Source organism: Thermococcus radiotolerans (assembly GCF_002214565.1).
GTDB classification, from domain to species: domain Archaea; phylum Methanobacteriota_B; class Thermococci; order Thermococcales; family Thermococcaceae; genus Thermococcus; species Thermococcus radiotolerans.
On sequence record NZ_CP015106.1, the window covers coordinates 1,529,924 to 1,543,454 of the forward strand.

At 53.9% G+C, this 13,531-nt stretch carries 15 protein-coding genes; 8 read left to right on the plus strand and 7 right to left on the minus strand.

The annotated features are described in order from the left end of the window. Positions 1-91: 91 nt before the first annotated feature. Positions 92-703, minus strand: coding sequence for an HU family DNA-binding protein (locus A3L10_RS08545; protein ID WP_088867212.1), 612 nt, complete (start codon positions 701-703; stop codon positions 92-94). 145 nt (positions 704-848) lie between these two features. After that, positions 849-1,472 (minus strand): DNA-binding protein, encoded by a 624-nt coding sequence (locus A3L10_RS08550; protein ID WP_088867213.1) that lies wholly within the window; start codon positions 1,470-1,472, stop codon positions 849-851. Positions 1,473-2,156: 684 nt separating this feature from the next. Here A3L10_RS08550 and A3L10_RS08555 point away from each other — a divergent pair. The 3 genes from A3L10_RS08555 (at position 2,157) to nucS (ending at position 5,210) form a co-directional block, all read left to right on the plus strand. Continuing rightward, a complete protein-coding gene (locus A3L10_RS08555; protein WP_088867214.1) occupies positions 2,157-3,173 on the plus strand; it encodes a potassium channel family protein in 1,017 nt (338 codons plus the stop codon). Positions 3,174-3,360: 187 nt separating this feature from the next. Beyond that, on the plus strand, positions 3,361-4,422 hold the full coding sequence (radA, locus tag A3L10_RS08560) for a DNA repair and recombination protein RadA (protein ID WP_088867215.1): 1,062 nt from the start codon (positions 3,361-3,363) through the stop codon (positions 4,420-4,422). 35 nt (positions 4,423-4,457) lie between these two features. Further along, entirely contained in the window at positions 4,458-5,210 is a 753-nt protein-coding gene (gene nucS, locus A3L10_RS08565; RefSeq protein WP_088867216.1) for an endonuclease NucS, read from the plus strand. Here nucS and A3L10_RS08570 read toward each other — a convergent pair. Genes A3L10_RS08570 through A3L10_RS08580 form a run of 3 tightly spaced genes read right to left on the minus strand, consistent with a single transcriptional unit; the run spans position 5,207 to position 6,595 of the window. After that, positions 5,207-5,587 carry a DUF473 domain-containing protein gene (locus tag A3L10_RS08570; RefSeq protein ID WP_088181311.1) on the minus strand — a complete coding sequence of 127 codons (381 nt, stop codon included), beginning with the start codon at positions 5,585-5,587 and terminating at the stop codon, positions 5,207-5,209. The genes nucS and A3L10_RS08570 overlap by 4 nt on opposite strands. 9 nt (positions 5,588-5,596) lie before the next feature. Beyond that, positions 5,597-6,325 (minus strand): proteasome assembly chaperone family protein, encoded by a 729-nt coding sequence (locus A3L10_RS08575; protein WP_088867217.1) that lies wholly within the window; start codon positions 6,323-6,325, stop codon positions 5,597-5,599. A gap of 54 nt (positions 6,326-6,379) precedes the next feature. Next, positions 6,380-6,595 (minus strand): hypothetical protein, encoded by a 216-nt coding sequence (locus tag A3L10_RS08580; protein ID WP_088867218.1) that lies wholly within the window; start codon positions 6,593-6,595, stop codon positions 6,380-6,382. A 116-nt stretch (positions 6,596-6,711) separates the two neighbouring features. Between A3L10_RS08580 and A3L10_RS08585 the strand changes: the two genes are divergently transcribed. Then, the gene (locus tag A3L10_RS08585) at positions 6,712-7,485 is read left to right on the plus strand and encodes an S-methyl-5'-thioadenosine phosphorylase (protein ID WP_088867219.1); all 774 of its coding nucleotides are present in this window, start codon (positions 6,712-6,714) and stop codon (positions 7,483-7,485) included. Positions 7,486-7,548: 63 nt separating this feature from the next. Then, positions 7,549-8,823 carry an amidohydrolase family protein gene (locus A3L10_RS08590; RefSeq protein WP_088867220.1) on the plus strand — a complete coding sequence of 425 codons (1,275 nt, stop codon included), beginning with the start codon at positions 7,549-7,551 and terminating at the stop codon, positions 8,821-8,823. 1 nt (position 8,824) lies between these two features. Here the strand turns inward: A3L10_RS08590 and A3L10_RS08595 are convergent, their stop codons facing one another. After that, positions 8,825-9,643 carry a hypothetical protein gene (locus tag A3L10_RS08595; RefSeq protein ID WP_232460968.1) on the minus strand — a complete coding sequence of 273 codons (819 nt, stop codon included), beginning with the start codon at positions 9,641-9,643 and terminating at the stop codon, positions 8,825-8,827. 136 nt (positions 9,644-9,779) lie between these two features. Here A3L10_RS08595 and A3L10_RS08600 point away from each other — a divergent pair, with 136 nt between their 5' ends. From A3L10_RS08600 to A3L10_RS08610, 3 genes are all read left to right on the plus strand, one after another. Then, entirely contained in the window at positions 9,780-10,331 is a 552-nt protein-coding gene (locus tag A3L10_RS08600) for a [protein ADP-ribosylglutamate] hydrolase (RefSeq protein WP_088867222.1), read from the plus strand. 347 nt (positions 10,332-10,678) lie between these two features. Continuing rightward, positions 10,679-11,116: a hypothetical protein gene (locus A3L10_RS08605; protein WP_157726917.1), complete on the plus strand. Its 438-nt coding sequence runs from the start codon at positions 10,679-10,681 to the stop codon at positions 11,114-11,116. Between the two features lie 32 nt (positions 11,117-11,148). Continuing rightward, positions 11,149-12,591, plus strand: a complete 1,443-nt coding sequence (locus A3L10_RS08610) for an NAD(P)H-hydrate dehydratase (protein ID WP_088867224.1) — start codon at positions 11,149-11,151, stop codon at positions 12,589-12,591. A gap of 164 nt (positions 12,592-12,755) precedes the next feature. On the opposite strand, the gene A3L10_RS08615 is transcribed toward A3L10_RS08610, so the two are convergent. Next, entirely contained in the window at positions 12,756-13,487 is a 732-nt protein-coding gene (locus tag A3L10_RS08615; RefSeq protein ID WP_157726919.1) for a TasA family protein, read from the minus strand. Between the last annotated feature and the right edge of the window lie 44 nt (positions 13,488-13,531).

Consider the following 13,531-nt stretch of genomic DNA (forward strand, 5'->3'; position numbering starts at 1 on the left):
CGAGCCAAGGGGTTTATATGCCTTGTTGAACAGGAGAATGTAAAAAGCCGAGGAGAAAATAGAAGAGATAATCAAAGAAAAGAAGGCAAAATCACTCTTCCCCGTCCGCAGGCTCCTCTTCCATAGCTTCAAGAACGGCGTCGAGAAGCTCCTTCGCGTCCTTCTCCGCGAGTCCAACCTTGACCGTGAGGAACTCCATGAGCTGCTCGTAGGTGTAACCCTTCTGAATCCTCTCAAGGAGCATGAGGACTATGCGGTCAAACATCCTGTCAACGAACTCCTCTTCGAGGCCTAGGGCGGAAACTCCGGAGAGAAGGCCAACCGCGAGGGCCGTCAGAGCGTCGTTGAACTCGTCCTTGCCGAGGGTCTTCTTGTCCAGATCAACCCGGATGTTAACTACATCGTTCGGCCTCCCGAGGCTGAACTTCATCATGTATATCCTGTCGTTCAGCTCAAGAAGCGTGTGGTAAACGTAGAGCCTGTCCTCGTCGTTCATGCCGTAGGTCTCAAGACTCGTCGGTATCACAAGGTGAACGAACTCGTCCGAGAACATAACCACTAGAGTGAACGGCATCTTCGGATGCTCGGCCACGTACATCGACTTGTCAACCGCCTTAACCTCCCACGGAAGGTCAACTATGTCGGCGGCATCCTCGCTGCCCGACCTAAGCCACTCAAGAACCTGGGTTTCAATATCAGTCACACAAATCACCTCAAGGTTCTAAATGAGAAAGAGTTAATAAAGGTATCGGCAATGAAAGATTCAAACATCGGGCTCAGAGGTTCTAAAAACGTATACATCGATACTCGAACATTTTAGATGTTGGAAAGAAAAATCCCAAAGAGGATCAGAAATAGCCAACGTCCTTTCCCTGCTCCTCCATCTCTTTCTTGACCGCAAACACCTCGTTGAGAAGGTTTTTGGCGTCCTCAACGCTCATGCCGACCTTAACTGTGAGGAACCTCATGAGCTCATCCCTGTTGGCGCCGCGTTCAACCCTCTCCAGCACCATCCCAACGATGCGGTCAAAGAGTTCCTTCGCAAAGGCCTCCTCCAGACCCAGGGCCGAAACCGCGGACATCAGACCTATGAGGAGCGCGGTCAGTGCATCGTTGAACTCCGCCTTGCCGAGGGTCTTCTTGTCCAGGTCAACGCGGAGGTAAACGTCATCGTCCATGCCCGAGAGAGTGAACTTCATGAGGTTCACCTGGTCGTTGAGACGAAGGAGGGTATGATACACCCTAAGTTTCTCGTCCTTCGTCATGGAGAAAGTTTCGAGGCCCAGAGGGACGAGCAGATGGATAAAGTCCTCCGAAAACGTCACCAGCAGCGAGAACGGCATCCTCGGGTGCTCCGCCACGTACATGCCGGACCCCATCCTTCGGATGGACCACGGGAGGTCAACTATGTCCTCGGCAGTATCGTTGCCTGCCTTGAGCCACTCCAGAACGAGGTTTTCGATCTCCTCCATGCGAACCACCAGTAGAAATTGGGCAAAGGGGTTAATAACGTTACACTCGAAACAGGTTTCCACCGGAAGCGAAGGGGTTTTCAGCACACTTCTGTACTCCGAAAGTTTCCATTTGTAAACGAACAGATGAACCCATTCGTCCACTTCCACTGAAAGGAGAATGAACATGAATGAACATCAAAAAGCATACATCATAGCCCATGAAAGGGCATTTTGGGAAAACATCAATGTTAACATTACGGCAAAAAGATTAACGAAATTAACCCCCAGGGAGTTTCGTTTCCTGTGGAGCGGGGTTATTGCTACTCCCCAATACTGCTTGTACTTTTGGTGAAACTCTCCCGTCTTCTCTACAACTTCTAATATTTATACATTTTCATGAACAATGTTCATAAAAAAGATGCAATTTAAAGTAGTGATGAAAGATAGTTCAGTAAGTCACCAACACTCTTTAAAAATTGTGAATTTGCTCTTTGTAATCTGCCTTATAAATCCCCCTTTCCATATCCATTGGCCTCAAATCCGTCCATAGTCAAAACTGGGTTCCAGTGGAAATGAAACTCTGGGGGGTCATTCAGATGGACATCGAAAAAGACCTCTGTTTCCACTGGAAAAATGAGTCCATCCGTGGATGTACTGGGACATGGGTGATAATTTTTTAAAGCAGGTGTCATAGTGTACACCATGATTCCGGTACCGCTCGTGCGAAGACTTCTCAGGATGAAGGTCAAGGTCAGCAGGAACCGGCTTCTCCAAATAGCGGCGCTTGTGCTCCTGCTGGCGATCATTTTTGCTTTCCTGTTCATGTATTTCGAGAACGTGGGATTTTATACAGCTTTTTACTGGGCGGTCATAACGATGGCCACAATCGGCTATGGGGATATAACGCCCCAGACCGAGGCCGGCCGCGCCGTGGCGATGGTCGCTGCCGTTGCCGGAATCTCGACTTTTACGGCCCTCGTTTCCATTCTGGCTGAATACTTCATTTCATCGTCTCTAAGGAGGATGATGGGCATGCACAGCGTTAGATATTCTGGACACTACGTGATAATCGGCCGCGGGAGCAGCATCCCGAGCTGCGTGGGTGAGCTCATGTCCGCGATTTCCAATGGAGAGGTAGAGATGAGGCCCATAGTGGTGGTCTTTCCCGACGAGAGCGAGAGGAAGAAGGTTGAGCTTCCAGAGGAAGTGGAGGTCCTCATAGGCGACCCCACGAATCCGGAAACGCTGGAACGCGCCCACGTGAGGGAGGCGTCCTACGTCATCCTCGCCCTGGAGGACGACTCGAAGTCCGTCTTCACGACCCTCATGGTGAAGCGCATGTCTAAAGCGAAGGTCTTCGTCGAGGCCCTCCGCGGGGAGAGCATGGAGCTGCTCAAAGGTGCTGGGGCCGACAGGGTGATACTCAGCAGGAGTCTCGCGGGGAGACTTCTCGCAAGCTCCGTTTTCGAGCCCGAGGTGGTGGACGTCATAGACGATCTTACCACGGCTGCCGGCGGCTACGATATCTCCGTTCTGGAGCGCAGAGACCTGTGGGGCATTCCCTACGTCGAGGCCATGAAGCGCCTCCACGACGAGGGCTACTTCCTCCTCGGTTACTACAAGGAAAAGCCCGTTCTCAATCCTGCACTGAATGAGGAGATTCCCGAAGGGTCCAAACTGATCGTCATAAAGCCCGGCTCTTCCAGTGGAAAAAGGTGATGGTATTGCCCCATCACTCTTGCTTCCGGATTGTGTATCCAGTCTAGATTGAAACGACCAAGTGGGGGCGCGAATTTGCACTATTTCCCAATACTCGGCAGTTTTGTCCTCCGCTCCACGGGAAAGAAAAGTATATAACCCTTCGGCTTTTTACCCCTATGAAAGGTAGCCGTAGCGGGTGAGTGAGATGCCAAGGAAGAAGGCTGAGGATGAAATAAAAGAGCTCGAAGAGTTTGAGGAGCTCGATGTCGTTGAGGAGTCCCCGTCAAGCTCAACCAAGAAAAAGAAGGAGAAGGAAATAAAGACCCTTGAAGACCTCCCAGGCGTTGGTCCTGCCACTGCCGAAAAGCTTCGCGAGGCCGGCTACGACAGCATCGAGGCCATAGCCGTTGCCTCCCCAATGGAGCTCAAGGAGATAGCGGGAATAAGTGAGGGTGCAGCGCTCAAGATAATCCAGGCCGCTAGAGAGGCCGCCAACATAGGAACCTTCATGCGAGCAGACGAGTACATGGAGAAGCGCAGAACCATAGGCAGGATTTCCACTGGAAGCAAGAGCCTCGACAAACTCGTTGGCGGCGGAGTCGAGACGCAGGCCATAACCGAGGTCTTCGGTGAGTTCGGTTCCGGAAAGACCCAGCTGGCGCACACCCTTGCGGTGATGGTTCAGCTCCCAGAGGAAGAGGGCGGCCTTCACGGTTCGGTCATATGGATAGACACCGAGAACACCTTCAGGCCCGAGAGGGTAAGACAGATCGCCGAGAACCGCGGCCTCGACCCCGAGGAGACGCTCAAGAACATCTACGTGGCGAGGGCCTTCAACAGCAACCACCAGATGCTCCTCATCGAGAAGGCCGAGGAGATAATCAAGGAGAAGGCCGAGACCGATAGGCCGGTAAAGCTTCTGGTCGTCGATTCGCTCATGGCCCACTTCAGGAGCGAGTACGTCGGCAGGGGAACCCTCGCCGAGAGGCAGCAGAAGCTGGCCAAGCACCTCTCTGACCTGCACAGGATAGCTGACCTCTACGACATAGCTGTCTTCGTTACCAACCAGGTGCAGGCTAAGCCCGATGCCTTCTTCGGCGACCCCACGAGGCCCGTTGGTGGCCACATCCTAGCCCACAGTGCAACCCTAAGAATCTACCTGAGGAAGGGCAAGGCCGGCAAGCGCGTAGCCAGGCTCATAGACAGCCCCCACCTCCCAGAGGGTGAGGCAATCTTTAGGATAACCGACAAGGGCATCGAGGACTGAGTTAGCTTTTTAACCCCTCTTCTTTACCCCATTTCATGTCAAAGGTTGAGGCCGTTCAGAACCCCTCCCGCGATGAACTCATGAGGATGGTCGATTCCGCCCTGTCGTCCGAGGCAATGCTGACGATATTTGCCCGCTGCAGGGTGCACTACGATGGAAGGGCCAAGAGCGAGCTCGGCTCCGGAGACAGGGTGATAATAATCAAGCCCGATGGCGCTTTTCTCATCCACCAGAGCAAGAAGCGGGAACCCGTCAACTGGCAGCCGCCTGGGAGCTTCGTAACGGTTGGGGAGCGCGATGGCGTAATCATCCTCCGCTCCGTGAGGAGGAAGCCGAAGGAGACCCTCGAGGTCGAGCTTGAGGAGGTCTATCTGGTCTCCCTGTTCAAGGCCGAGGACTACGAGGAGCTTGCTTTGACAGGCAGCGAGGCAGAGATGGCGGAGATGATATTTGGAAACCCCGAACTCATCGAGCCTGGCTTCAAGCCTCTCTTCAGGGAAAAGCAGATCGGCCACGGCATAGTGGACATCCTCGGACGCGACAGGGACGGCAACCTCGTCGTCCTCGAGCTGAAGCGCAGAAAGGCAGACCTGCATGCCGTCAGCCAGCTTAAGCGCTACGTTGAGGCCCTGAGCAGGGAGCATGGGAACGTTAGAGGGATACTCGTTGCCCCGTCCCTGACCTCCGGTGCAAAGAAACTCCTCGAAAAGGAGGGCCTTGAGTTCAGGAAGGTTCAGCCACCGAAGAGGGAAAAGCTCGGAAAAGGTCGGCAGAAAACCCTGTTTTAGCCTATGTCCATCTCCTGCGGCAGCATCTCACGGACTCTGACCACCAGCACCGTGTTCCTTTTCCTCACTTCAACTATTCTGCCGAGGCCGAGGAGCCTCACCTGCGCCCGGCACACGGTCACTTCCCTCTCGTCGCTCTCCTCCCATGGGATCCTCTGCTCCATGCTCTCCAGGCGGAGTATCTCCGCGAGAAGCCCCTCCGTGCCCACCGTGACATCCTGGAAGGTCTCGTAGGTGAGGAAGATCCTTCCGAGCTCGCGGGCCCTTTCGAGCGCGATAACGTTCCTCGCGCTCCTTATCTCCAGGGTCTTGTACGGGCTCCTCAAAAGCTCATCGAGAACCCGTCTCGCGATTCCGGCGAGAGTTATCGCCTCCATACTCTCACCTCACAGGTAGATGCTCTCGTACTGCTTCTCGGCCTTTCTCCTGGCCTGCTCCATCTGCTCGTGCATCTTCCTCAGCTGGGCCTCTATCATCTCCGCCTCCTTGAGCAGGGGCTCCGTTGAGACCTCTATCGGCGTCAGCTTCTTCAGAACCTCTATGACGTTCGCAGCTGCCCTCGGGTCGGGTCTGTCCCCGAAGGTCTCTCCCAACAGCACGTAGGCGTCGAGTTTTTCCTTGCTTGCCTCCCAAAGGAGCTTTCCACTCATTCCCATTATCGAACCGTACTGGAGGATTTTTACTCCCAGATTCTCGAGCTCCCTGTTCAGCTCTTCCTTGGCCCCAACTCCCCAGACGTCCATCTTCTCCTTGAAGAGGCCTATGCCTATGCCTCCGAGGGATACGATCTTGTCGGCCCTCATGTCCTTGAGGTACCTCACGAGCTCCCGGGCTATCTCGCTCACCAGGGTGGGCGGGACGTAGATGTCCGCCACGGCGAGTATTATGTTGTCCTTCCCGTAGAACCTGAGAGGAGGGTTGGGCTTTCCGTCGAGTATCAGCGCCATGGGCGGGATGAACGGGCTCTCCACGTAGCCTATCATCTCCATTCCAAGCTCCTTCGCTAGGAAGTTCGCCGCTATGTGGCCGACCAGGCCTATCCCGGGGTAGCCCTCTATCAGGATGGGGTTCTTTATCTCCGGGAGCACTATTTTCACCGGTCCCCCGTTGTCCATGCTCTCACCCCCACGAAAGGATTTAATTCCAAAAGGTTATTAAATTTTTGCCCTCTACCGGACGGTGCTCCCCTTCAGTTCCGCCTTTATCTTCCACTCGTACCAGATGAAGCCTCCGATTATCCAACCTACCATAAACGTCACAAACCAGCCGGCTGAGGGTCTAACTCCCGAACCCAGAAGATGGAACATGAGGAAAGTCCCCACGAACCAGCCGATGATGCCCGCGAACGTCCAGGATACGAGCCATCTGCCGAGACCGGCCGGCATTTCAAATCCCCGTATGCCCCTTGGTCTTCATCGCCTTAAGCTTTATTCCGAGTTTCATTTCCACTGGAAAAGCAACCCTTAAATAACTCGGGCTTTATTTTTACAGGGTGATGTCTATGGTGAAGATTGGTATCATTGGTGGTTCGGGCGTTTACGGCGTCTTCGAGCCGAAAGAGACAGTCAAGGTCCACACCCCCTACGGCAGGCCTTCGGCTCCAGTGGAAATCGGCGAAATCGAGGGCGTTGAGGTTGCCTTCATACCCCGCCACGGCAAGAACCACGAGTTCCCGCCGCATGAAGTGCCATACAGGGCGAACATCTGGGCTCTCCATGAGCTCGGCGTTGAGCGCGTAATAGGCGTTACCGCCGTTGGCTCGCTCCGCGAGGAGTACAAGCCCGGTGACATAGTGGTAACCGACCAGTTCATAGACTTCACGAAGAAGAGGGACTACACCTTCTACAACGGGCCCAGGGTTGCCCACGTTTCCATGGCCGACCCCTTCTGCCCTGAGATGAGGAAGATATTCTACGAGACCGCCAAGGATCTCGGCTTCCCTGTCCACGAGAAGGGCACCTACGTCTGCATCGAGGGGCCGCGCTTTTCCACGAGGGCAGAGAGCTTCATGTTCAGGCAGTACGCCCACATAATCGGAATGACGCTCGTCCCGGAGATAAACCTCGCCAGGGAGCTGGGTATGTGCTACGCGAACATCGCGACGGTTACGGACTACGACGTCTGGGCCGACAAGCCGGTAGATGCTCAAGAGGTCCTCAAGGTCATGGCCGAGAACAACTACAAGGTCCAGGAACTGCTCAAGAAGGCCATCCCGCTCATTCCTGAGGAGAGGAAGTGCGGCTGCGCCGACGTGCTGAAGAGCATGTTCGTCTGATTCCTTTTCTCCGACACCTTTTTAACTTCCAGGGGAAACACACCTTCTTAAAAGGTGATGCTCATGAGCATTCTCATCAAAAACGGGCGCGTTATCTACGGCGAGAACTTTGAGGTCGTTGAGGCCGACCTTCTCATAGAAGGAAACCGCATCGTCAAGGTTGCCAAGGAGGTAACTGAAGCCGCAGACACCGTCATCGATGCCAAGGGAAAGGTGGTTTCTCCAGGCTTCGTGAACCTGCACACCCACTCCCCGATGGGCCTCTTCCGCGGTCTCGCCGACGATCTGCCCCTCATGGACTGGCTCCAGAACCACATATGGCCGCGTGAGGCAAAGCTCACGAGGGAATACACCAAGGTTGGAGCCTACCTCGGCGCGCTGGAGATGATAAAGACCGGAACGACGGCTTTTCTCGACATGTATTTCTTCATGGATGCCGTTGCCGAAGTCGTGGAGGAATCCGGCCTCAGGGGCTACCTCTCCTATGGGATGATAGACCTCGGGGACCCCGAGAAGACCGAGAAGGAGATAAAAGAGGCCCTTCGCACGATGGAGTTCATAGAGAAGCTCGGCTCCGACAGGGTTCACTTCGTCTTTGGCCCTCATGCCCCCTACACCTGCTCGATAGCCCTGCTCAAGGAGGTCAGGAAGCTGGCGAACGAGCACGGAAAGCTTATCACCATTCACGTGAGCGAGACGATGGCGGAGATAGGCCAGATAACCGAGCGCTACGGAAAGAGCCCTGTAGTTCTACTTGATGAAATCGGCTTCTTCGGGAGTGATGTAATCATAGCCCATGGCGTCTGGCTCGACAGCAGGGACATACAGATTCTCGCGAGGCACGGCGTCACCGTCGCCCACAACCCGGCCAGCAACATGAAGCTCGCGAGCGGGGTGATGCCCCTCCAGAGGCTCCTAAACGCGGGCGTAAACGTCGGCCTCGGTACCGATGGTGCCGCCAGCAACAACAACCTCGATATGCTCGACGAGATGAAGCTTGCCGCTCTCATTCACAAGGTTCACAACCTCGACCCGACGGTGGCGGACGCCAAGACGGTCTTCAGGATGGCCACAGTAAACGGTGCCAAAGCCCTGCGCCTCAACGCCGGCGTCATAAAGGAGGGCTACCTGGCGGATGTAGCAATCATCGACTTTAACCAGCCCCACCTCCGCCCCGTGAACAACGTGGTCAGCCACCTCGTCTACTCGGCCAGCGGAAACGACGTCGAGACAACGATAGTGGACGGAAAAATCCTCATGCTCGACCGCGAGGTCCTCACGCTCGACGAGGAGAAAATCCTTGACGAGGCCGAAAAAACGATAGAGAAGCTGGCTTAGCTCAGAGGCTGGCCAGCCAGTCTGGGTTTACCTCAACGGGCCTTTCCTTTTCCACCCACACCCTGAGCTTTCTGTACATGGCTGCCCCAGCGACACCTGAGATTACGTTCGACAGGCCCGTTATGAGGCCGTCGATCAGGCCCGCCAGCAGGGCCCCAGTAAAGCCCCTGGCAACGAGGGAGGTCATGAAAACAAGCCCTCCGGCCGCGGCCCCGATGCCAACGATAACAGCTCCCATCATGGCCCCGAAGACGAAGACCTCCTTGGCGTTGTCCAGGGCGGTTCCGATTATTCCCAGTCCCTCCCCGAAATCCTTGGTCCATATGTACGCTGGAATCATCATGGTGATTATCCCCATCAGGAAGATCGCCGGGGGCAGTCCAAGCAGTCCCGCTATCACGTACCTCGTTGTTCCGGAGAGCGCGTAGTACGCCAGTATCGCGGGGAAGAGCATGAGACCGCCGACTATGAGGATGACGATTCCGTAAACGATGCCCACCAAGAGGGCCAGTATTCCCCCGGTTATGGACTCCTTAATGAGAGCCAACTCCTCGAAGGGTATGTCCTTTTTGTGGTAGTAGAAGGCCTTGGTGGGATAGTATATTACGGTGAGCCTGATGAGCAGGGCAATGAGGACGAGGAGAGCCGCAATGCCAAGGTTTAGATTGGGACTGTAATCCACAGGCCTCATATCAGTGTTGAATCCTGAGATGGCCAAGAGCACACCAGCTATCCCTGACGCCGTAACAGGATACCTCCATATCTTCCCGTCCTCGGAGATGGATGCAATGGTTTCCCCCAGCGCCTCGAACGCCCTCATTCCACCACCACAGTTCATAGGCTTCACTCGTATTTAACTGTTACTGTTTTAAGTTGTATGTTGTGAAAAGCTTGCTTAGTAATTGCTCGCGCAAGGGTTAAATTCCTCCCGAGTAATCCTTGGAACGGTGAGTCCGATGGTCTCCTTCGAGATTGCCCGTGGGGACATAACCCACTTCCCGGCTGAGGCTATAGTCAACGCCGCCAACCGCTATCTGGAACACGGCGGGGGCGTCGCCTACGCCATAGCTAAAGCGGCCGCTGGGAACGCCCGCGAGTACATCAGGATAAGTAAGGAAGCCATGAGGGAGCAGCTCGGAAAAAGCTCCATCGAGCACGGGGAGGTAGTTGTGACTCCTGCGATGAGGCTTGAGGAGTACGGAATCAGGTACGTCATCCACACGGTCGGGCCCTACTGCGGTGGCGTCTGGGACGATGATAAGAAAGAAAAGCTCAGAAAGGCAATTCTCGGTGCGCTGAGAAAGGCCGACGAGCTCGGCATCAAAACGATAGCGTTTCCGGCCATAAGCGCCGGCATCTACGGCTGTCCCCTCGAGGAAGTTGTTAGGACGTTCAAGGAGACGGTCGAGGAGTTCTCAAAGGAAGCTAAGGGCGTGGAGAAGGTCTATCTCGTGCTGTACTCCGGGAGGGATTACAGAACCGCAGTTGAAACCCTCGGCTTGCACTAGCACTTTAAACGTTATGTGGTGGAAAAATATATAACCCTGCAAGTTGAAACTTTGCTGGGACGTGCGATGTCGTGCGAAAAGATTGAGGAACTCATCAGGAGACTCGCTCTTGGATTTGTCACGCTATTCTTGGCTGGTTTTTTGGTTCTATACTATGCCATCAGAAAACTGATCTGTGCATCAACTGATCTATGTTCTCCGAGTCCTTGGCCAAGAACGTCGGACATAAGCAGTATTGACATGCTCGTTATGATCTTCGTCGTTTCCGTTGTTTTCTTTTCCGGCCTCTGGTATCTCTCGTCCAACAGAACGGAAAAATCTGATAGGAAATAGCGGGTGCATCGTCTATGGAACGTGAGAATAGTATGAGTGGAGGGAACAATCCTTCCCTTTCCCCTTGGCTGCCTTTCCTTATACTCTTCCGGCTCGGTTTTCGCTTCGTCACGCTCCTCGATCCCATCATCGGCATAGTGCTTTTCTACAACGCTCCCCTCTTGCTGCATCTTCCCAGATTCGTCGCCTTGGGTTACCCGCTCCTCATGGGCATCGCTGAGGTTTATCTTACGGTGGTTCTCAAGAGGGGGAAGTTTCCAGTCAGGCTACTTCTGGCGTATTTCATCATAGCCGTCGTCTTTGAGTTCCCCGCCGTCGTCATTGAGTCCTCCTACGTGGCGATTGAGAGTGGGGCAAGCGGGATTCTCATATTTGTCCTGATGTGGTACATCACGGCTCCCCTCGGCCTGCTCCTCGTCCTGACCTCGTATCGCTCATGGAAAACCCCTTAACCTTTGAGTCTGAAATTTCTCCGGTGGTGCTCATGCGCATTGAAGACGTTTACATCTGGGACATAAACGCCAAGTGGCTTGGGATTACGCCTTACCAGCTCATGGAAAATGCCGGCGCTGGAGTTGCCAGAACGATTGAGGAAAAGTTTGGGAAGGGCCTCAAGATAGCCGTCTTCTCCGGAACTGGCAACAACGGCGGCGACGGCTTCGTCGTTGCAAGACATCTCAGCTTCGAGAACGAGGTCACGCTCTTCCTCGTGGGGGACGAGGCAAAGATTAGGAGCGAGGAAGCCAGGCACAACTGGGAAATTCTAAAGGGTCTCGACTTCGTGAAAATCAAGGTTCTGAAGGACTCGGCCTACATAAAAGAGCTCGACCTGAGCGGTTACGACGTCATCGTTGACGCCCTTCTTGGGGCAGGCACAAAGGGCGAACCAAGGGAGCCGATACGCTCCGCGATAGATAAGATTAACGAATACGCGGGAAGGGCGAAGATAGTCAGCGTCGATCTGCCGAGCGGCTACCCCAGTGCCGTTCGCGTTAAGGCCGACTTCGCGGTGACCTTCCAGTGGGACAAGGAGGAGTACAAGGGCTTTGAAAGGATAATCGCCAAAATCGGCTATCCGAAGGAGCTCTACCACCTCGTCGGGCCCGGTGATGCCAAGTTCGCGCTCAGGAAGAAGGGCGAGCACAAGGGTCAGAACGGTAAGTTGCTCGTCATCGGCGGCAGTGAGGACTACTACGGCGCCCCATATCTCGCTTCCAAGGCCGCAAGCTACCTCGTCGATTTGGTTTATCTGGCAATGCCCTCTGAACCAGCGGAGAGAATAAGTGACCCCGATTTAATCCTCAGACCTATTGAAGGGAGGAACTTCTCGCCGGATCACGTCCATGAACTCCTGAGCATGGCTGAAAAGGCCGACGCCGTCGTTATCGGCCCCGGAATCGGCCTCGCCGAGGAGACGAAGGAGTTCGTGAGGGAATTCATAAAACGCTGCGAAAAGCCGATGGTCATGGACGCCGACGGCCTAAAGGCGGTGGCAGAAGATTTGAGCGTTCTCGATGGGAAGACCTTCGTCTTAACTCCGCACGCGGGCGAGTTCGGGATTCTCTTTGACGTGAAGCCCGAGGGTTCGCTCATGGAGAAGGCCAAGGTGGTGACGGAAAAGGCCGGCGAGGTCGGCGGCGTTATCCTTCTCAAAGGTGCCTACGACATCATCAGCGACGGAAGGACCTGGAAATACAACAGAACGGGGAACCGGGGCATGACCACCGGTGGAACCGGCGATGTCCTGGCAGGCCTCGTTGGCGCCCTGCTTGCGCTCGGCAACGAACCGCTCAGGGCCGCTTCAGTTGGTGCCTTCCTCAACGGCCTCGCCGGCGATATGGTGAAGGAGGAACTCGGCGAGAACTTCACGGCGTTGGAGGTTGCGAAGAAAGTTCCACATGCTGTTAAGTGGGTGATGGAGTTCTGAGGTGGTACGATGATAGGCCGCCTTTTGAAGGCCTTCCTTTTTATTTCTGTTTCTTGAATTGATGCTAGCAAGAACGAAACCTGTGTTCAACTTAAAACCACCGATGAAACTACATCACTGCTGATGTTAGAGGTAATATTGAATGGTAAGCAAAAAACAAAAATTCAGTCTGTTTGGGTAAGCTTGAATTCAAGATCAAACTCAACGCTGTCACTCATGGCAACGTTGTTGATATTTATGCCATATGAAGTCCAGTTTTCATCCCATCCTAAAATGAAGCCACTTCCCTTAAATGTAATCTCCATAAGTAGAGTTACATTCTCTCCAGGTCCAAGCACAATCCCTGTGGGGATGTAGGTGTTGTTGGGGATTGAGTAGGTAGAGCTGTAATCCGTGAATTGCTTAGAAAGGATTGTCCGCTCGTACCATTGATGCTCTCCATCGTCGTTCTCATCAACATAGACAGAAATCGATAGTTGATCCCATAATTCTCCATCCCCATAGTCTGAGGAATGCTTGTAATGCGTATACCTTTCCGTTACCTGCTCACCTTCTACATCTCCGTTCTCAATCTCGGGTTCGAGGAGACCGTTTTCGTGGCTAACTATGTTCAGAAACTTGAACGAAAGATTTCCAGGCAAAGTACCGCTGTTTTTTAGTTTGAATTTCCACGTTACTTTATCTCCGGGTGCCATGTTCGATACTTCAAAATGTATCACATTGGGATCGTCTACCCAGTGAGTTCCATTCCATACTTTCAAATCAAGAGTTCCGGCCGCGATAACGTTTCCTGAGCTGGTTTCTGTGTCACTAAAAACTGAGAACGTTCCTGCTCCTCCAAGAATACTGATGGCCAACACCGCTACAATAACCACCACGAGTGGAAATCTCCTCATAGGATATTCCTCCATAGGCTATATGTTATAGATCCGCCTTTTGT

Bases quoted from the DNA above. Each gene is read 5' to 3' on its own strand.
- A3L10_RS08550 (WP_088867213.1), bottom strand. From the start codon at position 1,472: ATGGAGGAGATCGAAAACCTCGTTCTGGAGTGGCTCAAGGCAGGCAAC.
- A3L10_RS08555 (WP_088867214.1), top strand. From the start codon at position 2,157: ATGATTCCGGTACCGCTCGTGCGAAGACTTCTCAGGATGAAGGTCAAG.
- radA (WP_088867215.1), top strand. From the start codon at position 3,361: ATGCCAAGGAAGAAGGCTGAGGATGAAATAAAAGAGCTCGAAGAGTTT.
- nucS (WP_088867216.1), top strand. From the start codon at position 4,458: ATGTCAAAGGTTGAGGCCGTTCAGAACCCCTCCCGCGATGAACTCATG.
- A3L10_RS08570 (WP_088181311.1), bottom strand. From the start codon at position 5,587: ATGGAGGCGATAACTCTCGCCGGAATCGCGAGACGGGTTCTCGATGAG.
- A3L10_RS08575 (WP_088867217.1), bottom strand. From the start codon at position 6,325: ATGGACAACGGGGGACCGGTGAAAATAGTGCTCCCGGAGATAAAGAAC.
- A3L10_RS08580 (WP_088867218.1), bottom strand. From the start codon at position 6,595: ATGCCGGCCGGTCTCGGCAGATGGCTCGTATCCTGGACGTTCGCGGGC.
- A3L10_RS08585 (WP_088867219.1), top strand. From the start codon at position 6,712: ATGGTGAAGATTGGTATCATTGGTGGTTCGGGCGTTTACGGCGTCTTC.
- A3L10_RS08590 (WP_088867220.1), top strand. From the start codon at position 7,549: ATGAGCATTCTCATCAAAAACGGGCGCGTTATCTACGGCGAGAACTTT.
- A3L10_RS08595 (WP_232460968.1), bottom strand. From the start codon at position 9,643: ATGAGGGCGTTCGAGGCGCTGGGGGAAACCATTGCATCCATCTCCGAG.
- A3L10_RS08600 (WP_088867222.1), top strand. From the start codon at position 9,780: ATGGTCTCCTTCGAGATTGCCCGTGGGGACATAACCCACTTCCCGGCT.
- A3L10_RS08605 (WP_157726917.1), top strand. From the start codon at position 10,679: ATGGAACGTGAGAATAGTATGAGTGGAGGGAACAATCCTTCCCTTTCC.
- A3L10_RS08610 (WP_088867224.1), top strand. From the start codon at position 11,149: ATGCGCATTGAAGACGTTTACATCTGGGACATAAACGCCAAGTGGCTT.
- A3L10_RS08615 (WP_157726919.1), bottom strand. From the start codon at position 13,487: ATGAGGAGATTTCCACTCGTGGTGGTTATTGTAGCGGTGTTGGCCATC.